The sequence below is a fragment of the Collimonas sp. genome (genome assembly GCF_035566375.1).
Classification (GTDB): domain Bacteria; phylum Pseudomonadota; class Gammaproteobacteria; order Burkholderiales; family Burkholderiaceae_D; genus Collimonas.
In genome coordinates this window covers 162,887-177,265 of sequence record NZ_DATMRK010000030.1, presented here as the reverse complement: position 1 = coordinate 177,265, position 14,379 = coordinate 162,887, and the positions used below count along the sequence as shown (strand labels likewise).

At 54.7% G+C, this 14,379-nt stretch carries 16 protein-coding genes and 1 pseudogene; 11 read left to right on the top strand and 6 right to left on the bottom strand.

Going from position 1 to position 14,379, the window contains the following annotated elements:
- Positions 1 to 47 precede the first annotated feature (47 nt).
- Entirely contained in the window at positions 48 to 587 is a 540-nt protein-coding gene (locus VNZ60_RS10065; protein ID WP_325658654.1) for a peroxiredoxin family protein, read from the top strand.
- Between the two features lie 63 nt (positions 588 to 650).
- Here VNZ60_RS10065 and VNZ60_RS10060 read toward each other — a convergent pair whose 3' ends face one another.
- Positions 651 to 1,163, bottom strand: a complete 513-nt coding sequence (locus VNZ60_RS10060; RefSeq protein ID WP_325658652.1) for a winged helix DNA-binding protein — start codon at positions 1,161 to 1,163, stop codon at positions 651 to 653.
- Between the two features lie 356 nt (positions 1,164 to 1,519).
- On the opposite strand from VNZ60_RS10060, the gene pxpB reads away from it, so the two are divergent.
- From pxpB to VNZ60_RS10020, 8 genes are all read left to right on the top strand, one after another.
- Positions 1,520 to 2,173, top strand: coding sequence for a 5-oxoprolinase subunit PxpB (gene pxpB / locus VNZ60_RS10055; RefSeq protein WP_325658650.1), 654 nt, complete (start codon positions 1,520 to 1,522; stop codon positions 2,171 to 2,173).
- A complete protein-coding gene (locus tag VNZ60_RS10050) occupies positions 2,170 to 3,147 on the top strand; it encodes a 5-oxoprolinase subunit C family protein (RefSeq protein ID WP_325658648.1) in 978 nt (325 codons plus the stop codon). The genes pxpB and VNZ60_RS10050 overlap by 4 nt, the downstream gene beginning before the upstream one ends.
- Positions 3,148 to 3,167: 20 nt before the next feature.
- Positions 3,168 to 3,971: a 5-oxoprolinase subunit PxpA gene (gene pxpA / locus VNZ60_RS10045; RefSeq protein ID WP_325658646.1), complete on the top strand. Its 804-nt coding sequence runs from the start codon at positions 3,168 to 3,170 to the stop codon at positions 3,969 to 3,971.
- 77 nt (positions 3,972 to 4,048) lie between these two features.
- Positions 4,049 to 4,768, top strand: a complete 720-nt coding sequence (locus tag VNZ60_RS10040; protein ID WP_325658644.1) for a DUF969 domain-containing protein — start codon at positions 4,049 to 4,051, stop codon at positions 4,766 to 4,768.
- On the top strand, positions 4,765 to 5,751 hold the full coding sequence (locus tag VNZ60_RS10035; protein WP_325658642.1) for a DUF979 domain-containing protein: 987 nt from the start codon (positions 4,765 to 4,767) through the stop codon (positions 5,749 to 5,751). Before VNZ60_RS10040 ends, VNZ60_RS10035 begins: the two co-directional genes overlap by 4 nt.
- A gap of 9 nt (positions 5,752 to 5,760) precedes the next feature.
- Entirely contained in the window at positions 5,761 to 6,771 is a 1,011-nt protein-coding gene (locus VNZ60_RS10030; RefSeq protein ID WP_325658640.1) for a DUF2891 domain-containing protein, read from the top strand.
- 12 nt (positions 6,772 to 6,783) lie between these two features.
- Positions 6,784 to 7,446, top strand: coding sequence for a pyroglutamyl-peptidase I (pcp, locus tag VNZ60_RS10025; RefSeq protein ID WP_325658638.1), 663 nt, complete (start codon positions 6,784 to 6,786; stop codon positions 7,444 to 7,446).
- Between the two features lie 147 nt (positions 7,447 to 7,593).
- Entirely contained in the window at positions 7,594 to 8,010 is a 417-nt protein-coding gene (locus tag VNZ60_RS10020) for a F0F1 ATP synthase subunit epsilon (protein WP_325658636.1), read from the top strand.
- Positions 8,011 to 8,344: 334 nt separating this feature from the next.
- On the opposite strand, the gene VNZ60_RS10015 is transcribed toward VNZ60_RS10020, so the two are convergent.
- The 3 genes from VNZ60_RS10015 to VNZ60_RS10005 form a co-directional block, all read right to left on the bottom strand.
- The gene (locus tag VNZ60_RS10015; RefSeq protein ID WP_325658634.1) at positions 8,345 to 9,121 is read right to left on the bottom strand and encodes a spermine/spermidine synthase domain-containing protein; all 777 of its coding nucleotides are present in this window, start codon (positions 9,119 to 9,121) and stop codon (positions 8,345 to 8,347) included.
- A gap of 106 nt (positions 9,122 to 9,227) precedes the next feature.
- Positions 9,228 to 10,040, bottom strand: a complete 813-nt coding sequence (locus tag VNZ60_RS10010; RefSeq protein ID WP_325658632.1) for a fused MFS/spermidine synthase — start codon at positions 10,038 to 10,040, stop codon at positions 9,228 to 9,230.
- 37 nt (positions 10,041 to 10,077) lie between these two features.
- Positions 10,078 to 10,431 (bottom strand): YkgJ family cysteine cluster protein, encoded by a 354-nt coding sequence (locus VNZ60_RS10005; protein WP_325658630.1) that lies wholly within the window; start codon positions 10,429 to 10,431, stop codon positions 10,078 to 10,080.
- 336 nt (positions 10,432 to 10,767) lie between these two features.
- Between VNZ60_RS10005 and VNZ60_RS10000 the strand changes: the two are divergent.
- A pseudogene (locus VNZ60_RS10000) lies at positions 10,768 to 11,471 on the top strand (SulP family inorganic anion transporter); the annotation flags it as partial.
- 37 nt (positions 11,472 to 11,508) lie between these two features.
- Here VNZ60_RS10000 and VNZ60_RS09995 read toward each other — a convergent pair.
- A complete protein-coding gene (locus VNZ60_RS09995; RefSeq protein WP_325658628.1) occupies positions 11,509 to 11,703 on the bottom strand; it encodes a ribbon-helix-helix protein, CopG family in 195 nt (64 codons plus the stop codon).
- A gap of 735 nt (positions 11,704 to 12,438) precedes the next feature.
- On the opposite strand from VNZ60_RS09995, the gene VNZ60_RS09990 reads away from it, so the two are divergent.
- Positions 12,439 to 12,687, top strand: a complete 249-nt coding sequence (locus tag VNZ60_RS09990) for a hypothetical protein (RefSeq protein ID WP_325658626.1) — start codon at positions 12,439 to 12,441, stop codon at positions 12,685 to 12,687.
- A gap of 566 nt (positions 12,688 to 13,253) precedes the next feature.
- Here the strand turns inward: VNZ60_RS09990 and VNZ60_RS09985 are convergent.
- Positions 13,254 to 14,312, bottom strand: a complete 1,059-nt coding sequence (locus tag VNZ60_RS09985) for a P63C domain-containing protein (protein WP_325658624.1) — start codon at positions 14,310 to 14,312, stop codon at positions 13,254 to 13,256.
- Positions 14,313 to 14,379 lie beyond the last annotated feature (67 nt).

The following is a 14,379-nucleotide window of genomic DNA, read 5'->3' as shown; positions in this document are numbered from 1 at the left end:
GTCGCTATAATGGGCAATCTCGGGTATCGCCCGTATTGGATTCTGTCATGCAATCTCAAATTGAAAAGACCGCCGGCAAACCGGTCAAACAGCTCTGGGTCAAGGCGCTAGGCGCTCTGGCAGTGGTTGCGCTGGCGCTGGCCGGTTATATGTCGATGTCGAACACGCACGCGGCGCCCGACGTCTCGTTTACCAATCTCAAGGGTGAACAGGTATCGCTGAAGAGCTTGCGCGGCAAGGTAGTGATGGTGAATTTCTGGGCCACCAGCTGCACCACCTGCGTCGCCGAAATGCCGCAAATGGTACAGACTTACAACATGTACAAGGACAAGGGCCTCGACTATGTCGCCGTGGCAATGAGCTACGACCCGCCTAATTACGTCACGAATTTTGTGCAAACCCGCAGCCTGCCGTTCCAGGTCACGCTGGATACGCAAAGCAAGCTGGCCAATTCCTTCGGCGACGTCAAACTGACTCCCACCACTTTTGTTATCGACAAGCAAGGCAACATTATCAAGCGCTACGTTGGCGCACCCAAGTTTGACGAATTGCACGCCTTGCTGGACAAGGCACTGGCGGCAGTATAAAAAAAAGGCGCATCAAGCGCCTTTTTTTTATGCCCGCCTAGAATCGAACTTACCTCGCGTAAGCTACCTCGAAGTCGCCGCGCGCGAAGCCGTATCGTACAGGCCGGAGGCGGTGCGCAGCAGTTTTGCGGCGTCGCCCAGCGCCTGGTTCGACAAGCCGGTATCCGACAGCACGGTAATCAGGCACTCTTCACGCATTTCGCGGTATTTGAGGCAAAGCTTGTAGCCGCTATCTGTGGCGGAGAAATAAGCCTCCTTGCCGACTTTTTCGCTCTGTAGGTAACCGGCTTTTACCAGTTTTTTCAATGCATAACTGGCAATATGCGTATCCTCGATATTCAATACGAAACAGATATCAGCCAAGCTTTTTTTGCGTTCACGGTGACATACATGATGCAACAGGGAAACCTCCACCGGCGTCATATCCTTGACGCCGGCGGCCGACATGCAGCGCGACATCCAGCGATTAAACGCGTTGCCGGCGATGATCAATGCATATTCCAGTTCTGACAATTCGACACTGCTTTCCGAAGCCAGATGAGCGGAAGACAGGATTTTAGGTGCGGCAACGTTCATAACATTCCCTACTAAACGCCAAGAAAAATCAATAATACAACTAGTTACGCAAAAAACCAGACCAAATTTAAGTCGGTATTCCAGCAGCAATACAAACTATTTACACACAAATTATTGACATTTTATTTTTGATGAACGATATTGCCCTGTGCTTAAACTCTGCTTAACAAAGAGTAAGCTTGTTGGAGGTAGACTAAACGGCAGGCTGCGACGGCTGCCAATCCTGTCCCGCCATTTTTCTTTGCAATTCAATGTTTTGTCACAGCAGTTGAGGACAGAGTCACGCGCCGCCCTGCGGCTGTTGTTGTACTCGGTGCCGCAATTGCCGACTATTCTGCCGAAGGAAACCAGCCGCAATGACCCAAGCCGTCATACAAGCTCTTGGCGAAAGCGCCCTGATATTGAATACAGGAGCCAGCGCTACCCTGGAACGCCAACAACGCCTGTGGGCAATCGCGGCTAAAGCCTCGCATTGGCCGCATGTGCACGATGTGGTCCCAGGCATGAATAATCTGACTATCCTGTTCGACCCGCTGGCGGCCGATCCTCAGCAACTGGCAGACAAGCTGCAAAGCGCGTGGGACGCCGCCTCCATCAGCCAGAAAGCCGGGCGAAAAATCGAAATCCCGGTGACCTACGGCGGCGCCAGCGGCCCCGATCTGGAAGAGGTCGCGCGTCACACCGGCTTGTCGCCGGCCGAAATCGTCAAGCGCCACACGGCGGCTGAATACATCGTCTATTTCATCGGTTTTCAACCGGGCTTTCCTTACCTGGGCGGACTCGATCCACAACTGGCCACCCCGCGCCGCGGCGAACCGCGCCTGGTGGTGCCGGCCGGCTCGGTCGGTATCGGCGGCAACCAGACCGGGATTTATCCGGCGGCCTCGCCCGGCGGCTGGCAACTGATCGGCCATAGCGAGCTGCGCCTGTTCGATCCCGGCGCCAATCCGCCTACCTTGCTGCAACCGGGCGACCGTGTGCGCTTCGTCGCCAGCGCGGTGATCGTATGATCAAGATCATCCGCGCCGGACACCTCAACTCAGTCCAGGACATGGGCCGCAGCGGCTTTCGCCATCTCGGCATCTGCCAGTCCGGAGCACTGGATCGCAGCGCGCTCGCCATCGCCAATCTGCTGGTAGGCAATCCGTGCGACGCTGCCGCCATCGAATTCACGCTCGGTCCCTGCGAACTGGTGTTTACATTCGATTGCCGCATCGCCTTGGGCGGCGCGGATTTCGGCGCGACTCTGGACGACAGGCCGTTGCCGCCGTGGTGGAGTGTGCGCGCGCGCGCCGGGCAAACCCTGAAACTGAACGCAGCACGCCACGGCATGCGCACTTACCTGGCAGTCGCTGGCGGCATCGATTCTTCCACTCAACTAGGTTCTCGCGCCACCGATCTGCAAGCAGGTTTTGGCGGCCACGGCGGCCGTGCGCTGACCGCAGGCGACAGCCTCTCTGCCGGTGAACTGCACAACCCGGCCGCCGCACTGCATAGCGCGGCGTCGTTCGGTGTGCGCCCACCTTCCTGGTACCAGGCCGACAATAGCGAAGCACTGGCGATCCGCGTCATACCCGGCCCCGAATACGGCTTGTTCACGGTGGCAGCGCAAAAGACTTTCTGGAACAGCAGCTGGACCTTGACGCCGCAAAGCAATCGCATGGGCTTTCGCTTGAGCGGGCCGGAATTGAAAATCAAAAAAGCTGGCGACCTGCTGTCGCATGGCGTACTGCCGGGCGTGATCCAGGTGCCGCCCGCCGGCCAGCCTATCGTCCTGATGGCCGATGCGCAAACCACCGGCGGCTATCCAAAAATCGGCGTGGTGATCGGCGCCGATCTGGCCAAGCTGGCCCAGTTGCGCTTCAATCGCACCATACAATTTGTCGAATGCGACGCCGCCCAGGCACGTGAAGAATTGCGCCAGGATGCGTTGTATCTGCAGCAAATCGAAAGCGCGATGCACTGGTTGCGTCCGGCCCAATAGAAGCAGACGAGGAGCAGACCATGCCCAAGAAAGAACATCGAAACCAGCAGGTAGACCTCAACGCCGATCTCGGCGAACAAAGCGACGGCAGCGACCAGGCATTGCTGGCGCTGGTCAGCTCGGCCAACATCGCTTGCGGCTGGCACGCCGGCAGCGCCTTGATGATGCAGCAATGCGTAGCCTGGGCGGTAGCGCGAGGGGTCGCCATCGGCGCCCATCCGAGTTTTCCCGATCGCGACAATTTCGGCCGCACCGAAATGCAGCTTCCGGCCAACGAAATCTATTGCGGCGTGCAGTACCAGATCGGCGCATTGGCGGCGATTGCCGGCGCTCACGGCGCACGGCTGACGCACGTCAAACCGCACGGCGCACTGTACAACATGGCGGCGCGCGACGCCGCACTGGCAGACACCATCGTGGCCGCGGTCCACGATGTCGATCCCACCCTGGTCCTGTTCGGCCTGGCCGGCAGCGAACTGATCACCGCCGCCGAGCGCGCCGGCTTGCCGGCGGTGGAAGAAGTGTTTGCCGACCGCGGCTACATGGCGGACGGCAGCCTGGTCAAACGCGGCACGCCCGGCGCCCTGATCGAAGACGAGGAGCTGGCACTGGCACAAACCATGCATATGATCCGTGACGGCAAAGTCCATGCGATCGACGGCAGCTGGGCGCCAGTCAAGGCGGACACGGTTTGCCTGCACGGCGACGGTGCGCATGCGCTGGCGTTTGCGCAGCGCATCCATGACGAGCTGAAACGCCAAGGCATCGCCATCCGTCCGCCCCGGATGGCAACTGCCGACAGCCTGTTTCCCTTATTAAGCTAAGCAATCTAAGCAACACACCCAAGCAGTCAATAGAATCGGCGGCGCAGCAACGACCGTCTCACCGTTAGGAGATAGCAATGACCGTAACAGAATTATTGCCGCTGATCGGCATACCGATAGTGGTAGCTGGCTTTGCCTTGAAATTCAACCCCTTGCTGGTGGTGGCCGTGGCGGGCCTAGCGACCGGCCTGTCGGTTGGCATGGATCTCGGCACTTTGCTGGAAACCTTTGGCGAAAAATTCATCAACAGCCGTTCGCTGGCTGTGTATGTGCTGATCCTTCCGATCATCGGCCTGCTCGAAAGTTACGGGCTGAAAGAACGTGCGCAAGACTGGATTTCGAGCATGGCCGGCGCCACTTCGGCACGTATCCTGATGCTGTATTTTGTGCTGCGCCAAGGTTTGGGCGCGCTCGGCCTGACCTATATCGGCGGCCAGGCGCAAACCGTGCGGCCGTTGCTGGCGCCTATGGTTGAAGGCGCGGCGACAGCGCGTTATGGCGAGCTGCCGCTGCACATCCGCGACAAGCTGCGCGCACATGCCGCCGCTTGCGACAACGTCGCCGTGTTTTTTGGCGAAGATATTTTCATTGCCTTCGGCGCGGTGCTGCTGATGGACGCCTTCCTCAAGGAGAACGGCATCCTCGGCATCGAACCGCTGCATCTCGGCCTGTGGGCCATTCCCACCGCCCTGGCCGCGCTGACCATACACATGTTCCGCCTGGCACGGCTAGACGCCAGCATCGCGCGCGATATCGCAGCCTGGAAAAAAACCGATGGACAAGAGGTAACAGCATGAGCACCCTGATCACCATCAACGAAATCTACTACCTGATCGGCGTCATCCTCATGCTGCTGGTTGGCATGACCTTGCGCGACAAAGGCAATCCGAAACGCATCACCACGGCATTGTTCTGGTTCCTGTTCGGCTCGGTATTCCTGTTCAGCGATTTGCTGGTTTCCTCGCTCGGCAAACCACTGGCCTACCGCATCATCGGCGTAGTGGTGCTGCTGATTTCGCTGATCGCCGGCTGCGGCCTGCTGTCCATCGGCACGTATAAACAACGCAACCATGATCAACGGCAGGCATCGGCTAACCAGATTGGCAACTGGATCTTCCTGCCTGCCGTGCTGATCCCGGTGGTGACCGTACTGTGCACGGTGTTGCTGAAGGGTGTGGCGATCGGCGGTGTCTATCTGCTCGACCAGAAACAATTGACGCTGGCAGCGTTGTGCGTCGGTTGCATCTGTGCGATCCTGGCTGGCTGGAAACTGACCGGCGGCACACCGCTGCACGCGGTGCGCGAATCGCGCCGCCTGCTCGACGCCATCGGCTGGGCCGCAGTCCTGCCGCAAATGCTGGCGATGCTGGGCGGCGTGTTCGTTGCCGCCCAGACCGGCAAATCGGTGCAGGAAGTAGTCAGCCTGTTCGTCAATCCAGAGAGCCGTTTCATGCTGGTGGTGATTTACTGTGTTGGCATGGCCTTGTTCACCATGATCATGGGCAATGCCTTCGCGGCCTTCCCGGTAATGACCGCCGGCATCGCGCTGCCTTTCCTGATCGTGGTCCACCACGCCAATCCGGCGCCGCTGGTGACCATCGGCATGCTGGCCGGTTATTGCGGTACATTGATGACACCGATGGGCGCAAACTACAATATCGTGCCGGCGGCGCTGTTGGAACTGAAGGATAAATACCTTGTCATCAAAACCCAGATTCCGACCGCATTGACGCTATTGGCAGCGAATATACTGCTGATGTATTTCCTGGTATTCCGCTAAGGAGAAATCATGCACTTAACCCTTGATCAGGTCGCTGCCTTCGTGCGCTTGCCCTTGCGCTCGCTGCGTCAGGAATATCCAAACCACATCATGCATGTCTTGAACGGCCCGCAAGACATCCTCTCGCCGCGCGCCCTGCACCCGGTGTTCTACGGCTGCTACGACTGGCACTCGGCGGTGCACGGCTACTGGCTGCTGGCGCGCTGCGCTCGTTTGTATCCGGCCTTGCCGCAACAGGACGAGATCGCGCAGATGTTCGACGAGCACTTCAGCGCTGCCAACATGCAGCAAGAGCTGCTGTATTTCCAGACGCCGGGACGAGTTTCCTTTGAACGCCCCTACGGCTGGGGCTGGGTCATGGCGCTGGCGCAGGAGCTGGAAACCTGGCAGCATCCCAAGGCCAAAACCTGGCTGGCTATGATGGAACCGCTGGTGGCCGAAATACGCAGCCGCGTGTTCAGCTATTTCTCCAAGCTCAGTTATGCGATTCGCGTCGGCACCCATTACAACAGCGCGTTTGCCTTGAAACTGATACTCGATTTCGCCCGCCATCGCGGCGACGCCGAACTGGAAAGCGCCGTGGTCAACGCCGCCTGCCGCTACTTCATGGGCGATAGCAATTACCCGGCGCATTACGAACCCGGCGGCGACGAATTCCTGTCAGGAGCGCTAACCGAAGCCTTGCTGATGGCAGAGGTACTCGATGCGGATGTCTTCGTCGACTGGTTTGCGCAGTACCTGCCCAAGCTGGCCGATATCGACCGGCTGATGAATCCGGCTGACGTCAGCGACCATAGCGACCCCAAGATCGCCCACCTGAACGGCTTGAATCTGAGCCGCGCCTGGTGCATGAAACGGATTGCCCGGCGCCTGCCGGAAAACGATCCGGCTAGCGCCACACTGACCGCAGCGGCGCGCCGTCATATCGACGCCGGCCTGCCCCATGTCGTCAGCGGCGAGTACGCCGGCGAGCATTGGCTGGCGACGTTTGCCATGCTGGCGATGGAAAATTCAAACTAAGGCCGACAATTAATGATTCAGCAGATTCGGCAAAACATTTTGCTAACCGGCTTTGAGCCATTCGAGCAGGAACCGCTCAATCCATCGTGGGAGGCAGTACGCGCACTGGACGGTTGGCCATGCGAAGGCGCGCGCGTGGCGGCGCGCCAATTGCCCTGTGTTTTCGGCACGGCGTTGCAGGTGCTGGATCAATTGATCGCTGAGCTCAAGCCGGTACTGGTGATTTGCGTCGGCCAGGCCGGCGGCCGCAGCCAGCTATCGGTGGAGCGAGTAGCGATCAATGTCGACGATGCACGGATTGCCGATAACGCTGGCCGCCAGCCTATCGACCAGCCGATATGCAACGACGCTCCTGCAGCGTATTTTTCGACGCTGCCGATCAAGGGTCTGGTCAAGGCGATGCGCGCTGCCGGCATCCCGGCCGAGGTTTCGCAAACTGCCGGCACCTTTGTCTGCAACCATGTGTTTTATGGCTTGATGCACCGCTTGGCTACGCATGCGCCTGAAGTCCGTGGCGGCTTCATCCATATTCCCTACATTCCATCGCAGGCGGCACGCCATCCCGGCCAACCCAGCCTGGCGCTGGAAACAGTCATCGACGGTTTGCGCGTCGCGTTGCAGAGCGCCATGACGTTACACCAGGATGTGATCGAAGGCGGCGGCCAGCTGCACTGATTGCAGCCGGGATTGTGACGTATCCGGATTCCGTTAATTTCCTGATTTCCTGATTTCCTGCAGGCCGATCTTGTATCATTGCTTCGACAGGGTGATGAAAAGTGATAAAAAACGCCCCATTGATGCAGTTTAGTTACAGGAACCCGTATGTCGGAAACTCAAGTCGTGGTCGTTAGCCCGGAAGGCGAGCTGTACTCAGGGAGCGCCGGATTGGTCACTTTGCCGGGCATCGCCGGCTCGCTGGGTATTTTGCCCGGCCACACACCACTGTTGACGCGCTTGAAGCCAGGTGCGGTCCATATCAAACGGCTGACCGGCGAAGACGATTTCATTTATGTCGCAGGCGGTTACGCCGAAATCCAGCCGCATTCCGTCACCATCCTGGCCGACACCGCGATCCGCGGCAAGGATCTGGACGAAGCCAAGGCCATTGCGGCCAGACAGCAAGCCGAAGAACGTTTGCAAAACATAGCGTCGAATATCGACTACGCACTGGCGCAAGCCGAACTGGCGGAAGCAACCGCGCAACTGGCTACGCTGGCGCAGATGCGGCGCGGGAAATAAGCTGACTAAGGCGCCTGGCTAGCGCGCCGCCAGGAATACCGCGAAAACTTATTCCATTGACATACCGGGTCTTGGTGCGGAGGTATCCCCGATAAGGCTATATCCAGATTTGTTACTCTCACTTCCTGCGATCAATTCCTCTGTGAGAAATCAATGCTTAATGCAAATTGTCGATCAGCTTCAGTTAGCATTTATACATTTCTATAAAATTGCTTGTTAATACTTACTCCCACGGGATCTTCGGATCTCCCCAATGGTAGTCGGTCGTCACACCTGGCGCCGTAGCTAACTTCATTGCGAACGCTGAGTGCATAGCCGCTGAAAATGCGACCCATCATGTTTCTTTCAAAAGATGATTGACGAGCCGGAAAGAAGGCACCAGTTCCGATAACCGCAGATCAAAGCGTTGATCCAATTTCTGGGCTCGATTGAACACCACCGGCCGAAATATGCTCGCATCATTTCCTTTCACGAAAAAGGCGATATAGTTGTGACTGTCATCGGTTCTGCACCACCATATGCGCCAATCGGTGTCCAGCAGCGTCTGGGCAACGGCAGGGACCAAGGAGGTAGGACGGTCCCACAAATTAGATACCAGAACGCCTTGCGGGGTAAGGCTACGCAAGCAGTCAGCATAGAAGTCGCTGCTGCTTAATTCCTGCGCCGGTCCATCGGAAGAAAAACCGTCCAACATGATGACATCGGCGATATTTTCCTGCTGGACTTGCATATACGCTGCAGCATCCGAGTGAATGATTCGAAGACGCTGATCATCGGCTGGAATCATGAATTTATCGCGCAGCGCAATGACTTCAGCGTGCAGCTCTAGCACAGTGATACGTGTCGAAGGTAAATACCGATAGCAATATTTGACCAAGGATCCGCCACCCAAACCGACCAGCAAGATGTGTTTTGGCGCCGCCTGGAACAAAAGGAAACCCATCATGGCCCGGGTGTAGCTCAGCAATAGCTTGTCAGGTGCAGAAATCGACATCGCGCTTTGTATATACTTTTCGTCGAAATGCAGCGTGCGCATGTCGTCGTTGTCGAAGACAAAGGGGTTTCCTTCACTTTGTTGGAGCAGGTGTTCGAAGGAATTAGGATTTGTCATGTGATGTCAGAACGTAGCGTGCTGCCGGCTGGTGATCGATCAGGCCAATCTGCATTGCAAAGGGCAGCGTGATGGAAGAGACTTGCTACCGCCGTTACTCGATTCTCTACCCTGCGCGCAGTTGTTCGGCGGAGAGGCGTAGCGCTGCAATTAATTTGTCGTTTCTGCGCTGCCGCAATATGTTTTGTGCGGTCATGCGAAGCAATAGCGCATGGCCGGACTCCAGATCTTTCAGTCCACTCATGATGGCCTGGTCCGAGGCTTCCAGTAATTGCCCCTTGCATGCAAACGCAATCATGTTATTGGATTCCAAGGCGTCGACAGCGATCACTGCGCCGTCAAAGCTGTGTTGAATGCGGTCAAGGTATAGCGCCTTGTCTGCGCTGTTGCCCAACAAATTGACGACCATGATACCCTCCGGCGTCAGCACTTGATAACAGTCATCGTAGAATGACTGGCTACATAACTGAGGTGGTTGTCCCGTGTGGTCGAAGCCGTCCACCAGCAGAATCTCGTAATCGCTGTCGGCATGCCGCACCAGGTCGCGCCCATCCTGGCAACGAATCTCCAATCGGCAATCATCCTCAGGGATGTGAAAATGATCCCTTAATGCAATCACGTCAGGATTATTCTCAGCGACGACAATCGACGATTGCGGCAGGTTGCGGTAACAATATTTTGCCAGCGAGCCGCCGCCCAGTCCGATCATGGCGATCGTATCGGGGCTATGGTTGAACAGCAGGAAACCCATCATTGTCACCGTGTAACCCAGCAACAGTGCATCCGGCGCTGTCACGTACATCTCGCTTTGCACCGCGGTATTGTCGAACTGCAGGGAGACAGAATGCGAGTTTTTATAGATGAACGGTTTGCCGTCGCTGGAAAACGCTGAAAGTTCGCGGATGTTATCTAAAAGCATGGTTGTATCTTCAACGTCATCGGATAAAAACGGGGTATCAAACCAGTACGTGGCGTACCTGCTCGAAATAGCGGTAGACCCCCTCTTCAATGGCAGGAGCGACCATTACAGCAGGCCGCTTGCCGTTCGGACAGGCCAGCCTGGGAGTTGTCCCGAACAGCCGGCAGACCAGCGGACGTTCCTCATACACCTGGCAGCCGTCGGCTCCCAGGTGCGGGCAGCTTAATGCGGCAAGCGCGACTTCCTGTTCTTGTTCGCTCTTGCGGGGCAATCGCGCCATTTCAACGGTGGACGTCAGCACGGGGCCGCAGCAGTCGTGACATCCCGGAATACAGGCAAATGCAGGGATACGTTCCCTAAAAAATTTGATGGTCTGGCTGTGCTTGTCCATTAACTGCTTGCGCCTACAGGATTTCATGCATCATGTTTAATGATAATCAGATTATCATACTATGATTACATATGATCATAGCATACGCATATGGTGTAAATTGGAACTGAGCAATCCATGCATTGGTAGGCCGTTGTCACGAATTTGTGTTTTCCTAGTCCGGAAACGCCATCGGATCGCGTGGCGTAGCTCCGAATAACGCTTGGTTTTCCTGCGTAACTCACGGTGATGTGTGATTAATATCCTGGAAGCTCGCAAGGCAGGCCTCTTTGCAAGAGACAAACTGCTGCCCACCGTGATTGCCGGTGCGATCGTCGGCGTAGTGGCGCCTTTATTGTCATACTGGCCGGCATGGTTGGCGGCAAACACGATTCGAATCAGGAGTTGATCGGTCAAGGACTGGCTAATATGCTGACGCCCTTGTTCGGCGGTTTTGCCGCCACGGGAGCCATCGGACGCACGGCAACCAGCATTCGCAATGGCGGCAGTAGCCCGTTGGCCGGCATTATCCACGCCATCATGCTGGTCCTGGTCATTGTATTACTGGCGCCGCTGGCGACGAATGTTCCCTTGGCGGCGTTTGCGGCAATCCTGTTCGTGGTTGCCTACAACTGGTCTACGCGACCGAAGGACCGGTTTTCTTCGGCGCCGTCGAGAATTTTGAAAGAGCCTTGATCCATACCCACACCGATCCCCGCATACTGATATTGCGCCTTCGCTGGGTGCCATTCGTGGACATGACGGGGCTGCTGACTTTGGAAGAAGTGGTGCTGAACATGCAGAAGCGCGGTGTTCGAATGATATTGTGCGAGGCGAATCCCAAGGTCAAAACAAAGCTGATGCGGGCCGGGCTGCTGGAATTGATTGGCGTCGAGGATTATCGTGAGGATTTTGCGTCAGCGTTAAATCGCAGCCAGGATTTGATGGATATAGAACACGATACTCACGCTCCGCACGTCAGGAAATCAGCAAAAATAAACGCCTATGCGGAAAACCTGATCAAAACCAGCAAAGACTATTTTTTTGGCGAGAAAGACTGATCTAGCAAAAGGGATGCTTTGCCAGCTGATAACGGGCTTATTTTTTGCTCGGCTTGGGTGTCTTAATGGCGGCTTTCGTCGCGTAATCAACATCATGCCGCTCCAGATACTCGCGGATCATTTGGCGGATGACCTGAGATGGCGTCAAGTCTTGTGCAAGACATAGCTCGTCAAACGCTTTCTTCTTCACGGGATCGATCAAGATTGTGAGTCGCGCAGTTTTTGATTCCATGGGCTGGACAGGTATGAATGATAATCTGATTATCATTATACACAGCTCAACATGCACGCACCGGCCTCAAGAGTAGCAATTCTTTAAGCACGTCGGCTGCCGCCCTGGACCGAACCCCTCGGGCTGGACCAAGGACACGGGATGAAGTGATACGCTTGTCGAGCCTTCTCAGGAGGAGCGACACCATGCCTGAATTTGTCTCGCTAACTTCTAACTTATCTCATTAGCTTTATCTCATTAACTACTTAACTACTTAACTACTGATTTTTCACAACCATTGTGAATGATCAGTAGTTAATGAGACAAATTTGCCTGTTTAGAGCCTTTTAATTCATTAATTAGCGAGACAAATTCAATAATTAACGAGATTTTTTTCGCGTCAACGCAATTTCCCCGACGAAACCCATTTGTCTCCCCCTAGGCCAGACCTCTGGCTCATTGAATTCTGGTTAACGTTTAATTTAGATTTACCACAAGCGAACCGCACCTGTTAGCGGTCACACCCACGAACGCAAAAATCATGCCGTTAATGGGTCATCCTACGAGTTTTATACCAATTAGTTCGACACTGAGGTGATGAGTCATCGATTGTGGAGCTATTCCGGATGCTCTTATTTTCAAAATGTCATGTTATTTGAAAAACCATTTTGATTCCATGACTCAACATGCACGAAGCAGCGTAAGCTGGCCTAAATGACGTCAGATTTTTTACAAATATCTCCGGAGATTACAAACATGGCCGCTGCTTACACTCTAAAGAAAGACAAAGATACTGCCGAATTGCATTTGTTTGAGGGAAAGATGACAACCCCTCAGAAATGCACCTCTGATGAAAAGTCCATTTGCAAGAAAATGACTAAGTCACAAACTGCGGGAAATGAATTTGCTTGCGAAGATGAGAAAAACGCTCGTATTAAATGCGCAAGTATAGGAAGAGCAGTATGCGGAATTTGCGTAAGCCATTTATATGCCGATTATTCGTAATCAATCGCAGCAATAACTCGTCGGTATCAACTCCTCAATTTACTTTGCTCGTCGCCCAACTATTCAGAAGCAGCCAAAACGGTAGCGGCGTCTTGCTGATTGGGCCTATGCAGCTGTATCTGGATGTTCTGCAGACTTGGGTCATCAGGCGCAAGATGAGGAGAAACAAACAAGCCACGTCGGCATGCCACAGTCATCATCATCACGCGAAGCAACTTTCGCTGCGCCTTGAGCTGCCCTGTAAGGTCGCTAGCATCGACCATCACGTCCGCATGAAGCGGGTCATCAGGGGCATGTGCGGCGTCGTAGATGGTGCAGTTAGCGCTATTTGAGAATATGACAAAATTATTTAAGAATATTGTTAACTAAGAAAATTCATTTAATAGCAATTTCCGCTAAACGCGGACCGGCAAGCTTGGATTGAATATCGATATCACAGATGTGGCTCACCCTCATCCTCTTTCATAATTGTGGTCACTTGGAAATAGGGGCTTGAGAGCTGCGATCCATAGGCAAGCGCGCTCCGAGATCGTCAAGAAGGCGGCGCAAAGCCGCTGCAAAAAAGGTTAGTTCTTCTTTTTCTTTTCTTCCAGATTGTCATCAATACCGAGAGGTAATTCTAGCGTTGCGCCCTTTTTCGGCATGACCTGATCCACCATCTTCAAAAAACGATTCCATCCAAAACCGTTTGCAATTGCCGAGCGCTGAAACATGATTAGCGTGTGCAGATGTTGTGCAAGCAGCGGATTGCCAATATCATCGGTGAGCCATTCATGCAGCTTGTTCTGGCGGTGACCTGACTCATTCTTCGGGCTTTTGTTTTCCAACTCTTTCAAAATGCCGGGCGCGAGACGTTCATAAACAAGATCGCGCGTATAGTGAGCTACGACGCTATAGCGGTTTTTGCCCATGCCGGGCCAGGGCCACCCCTTTAATTTGTATATGTTTTCGTAAAATTCATCTGGAAATTTCTTCGCCCACGCTGCCAATTCCTTGCGGATCAGCATTTCTAAGTAGGCTTGCAAGGCATTTTTCGGGCGGACTTCCTGATATCCCGTTGCCTCATCCACGAGGGCGTTGATAGCGACATGCGCCAAAGCCCGCATCAATATTTCTGCCTTTTCTGCGCGCCCCTTCTGCGTCTTTGACAGTAAGTCTTCCTGCCTTGCCTTTAGCCAAACGTCACAAACAACGGGAAGAATGGAAGCCTCAAAACCGACAACTATTTGGTCTCCATTCTGATACTCAATCGGCTTCCCGGCGCCACTCCAAAATTCCTTATCTATCAGAGACTTAAGCTCATTTTGAGCAACAAAAACTGGCAATCCGGCGCCGGCGGCAAGCTCGAATTGTCGAGCGTTCGGACGGCCACTGAAAAATGAATCAGTAATTCCGCGCTCAGAGAGGACGCGGCGACCGTCGTTGAGAACTGCGCAAGGAATCAAGATATCTCCGATGGCAAGTTGCCCTTTGTAGTCTGCCTTCGGTAGTGCACCTCCTTGCGCGTACCGCGCCGCCGCCGCTTTTTTCGCAATCTCGCTACGTTTTTCAGGCGTAAGTCTTTTTGCCCTCTCAACGCCACCCTTGGCACGTCCCGTTATGGGTTTATCAATTTCATCACTCATTGCAAGCACCTTTCACAAAAGATGCTTGCATTCTATATTCGAGCAAAATACTAATGCAAGCTATTTT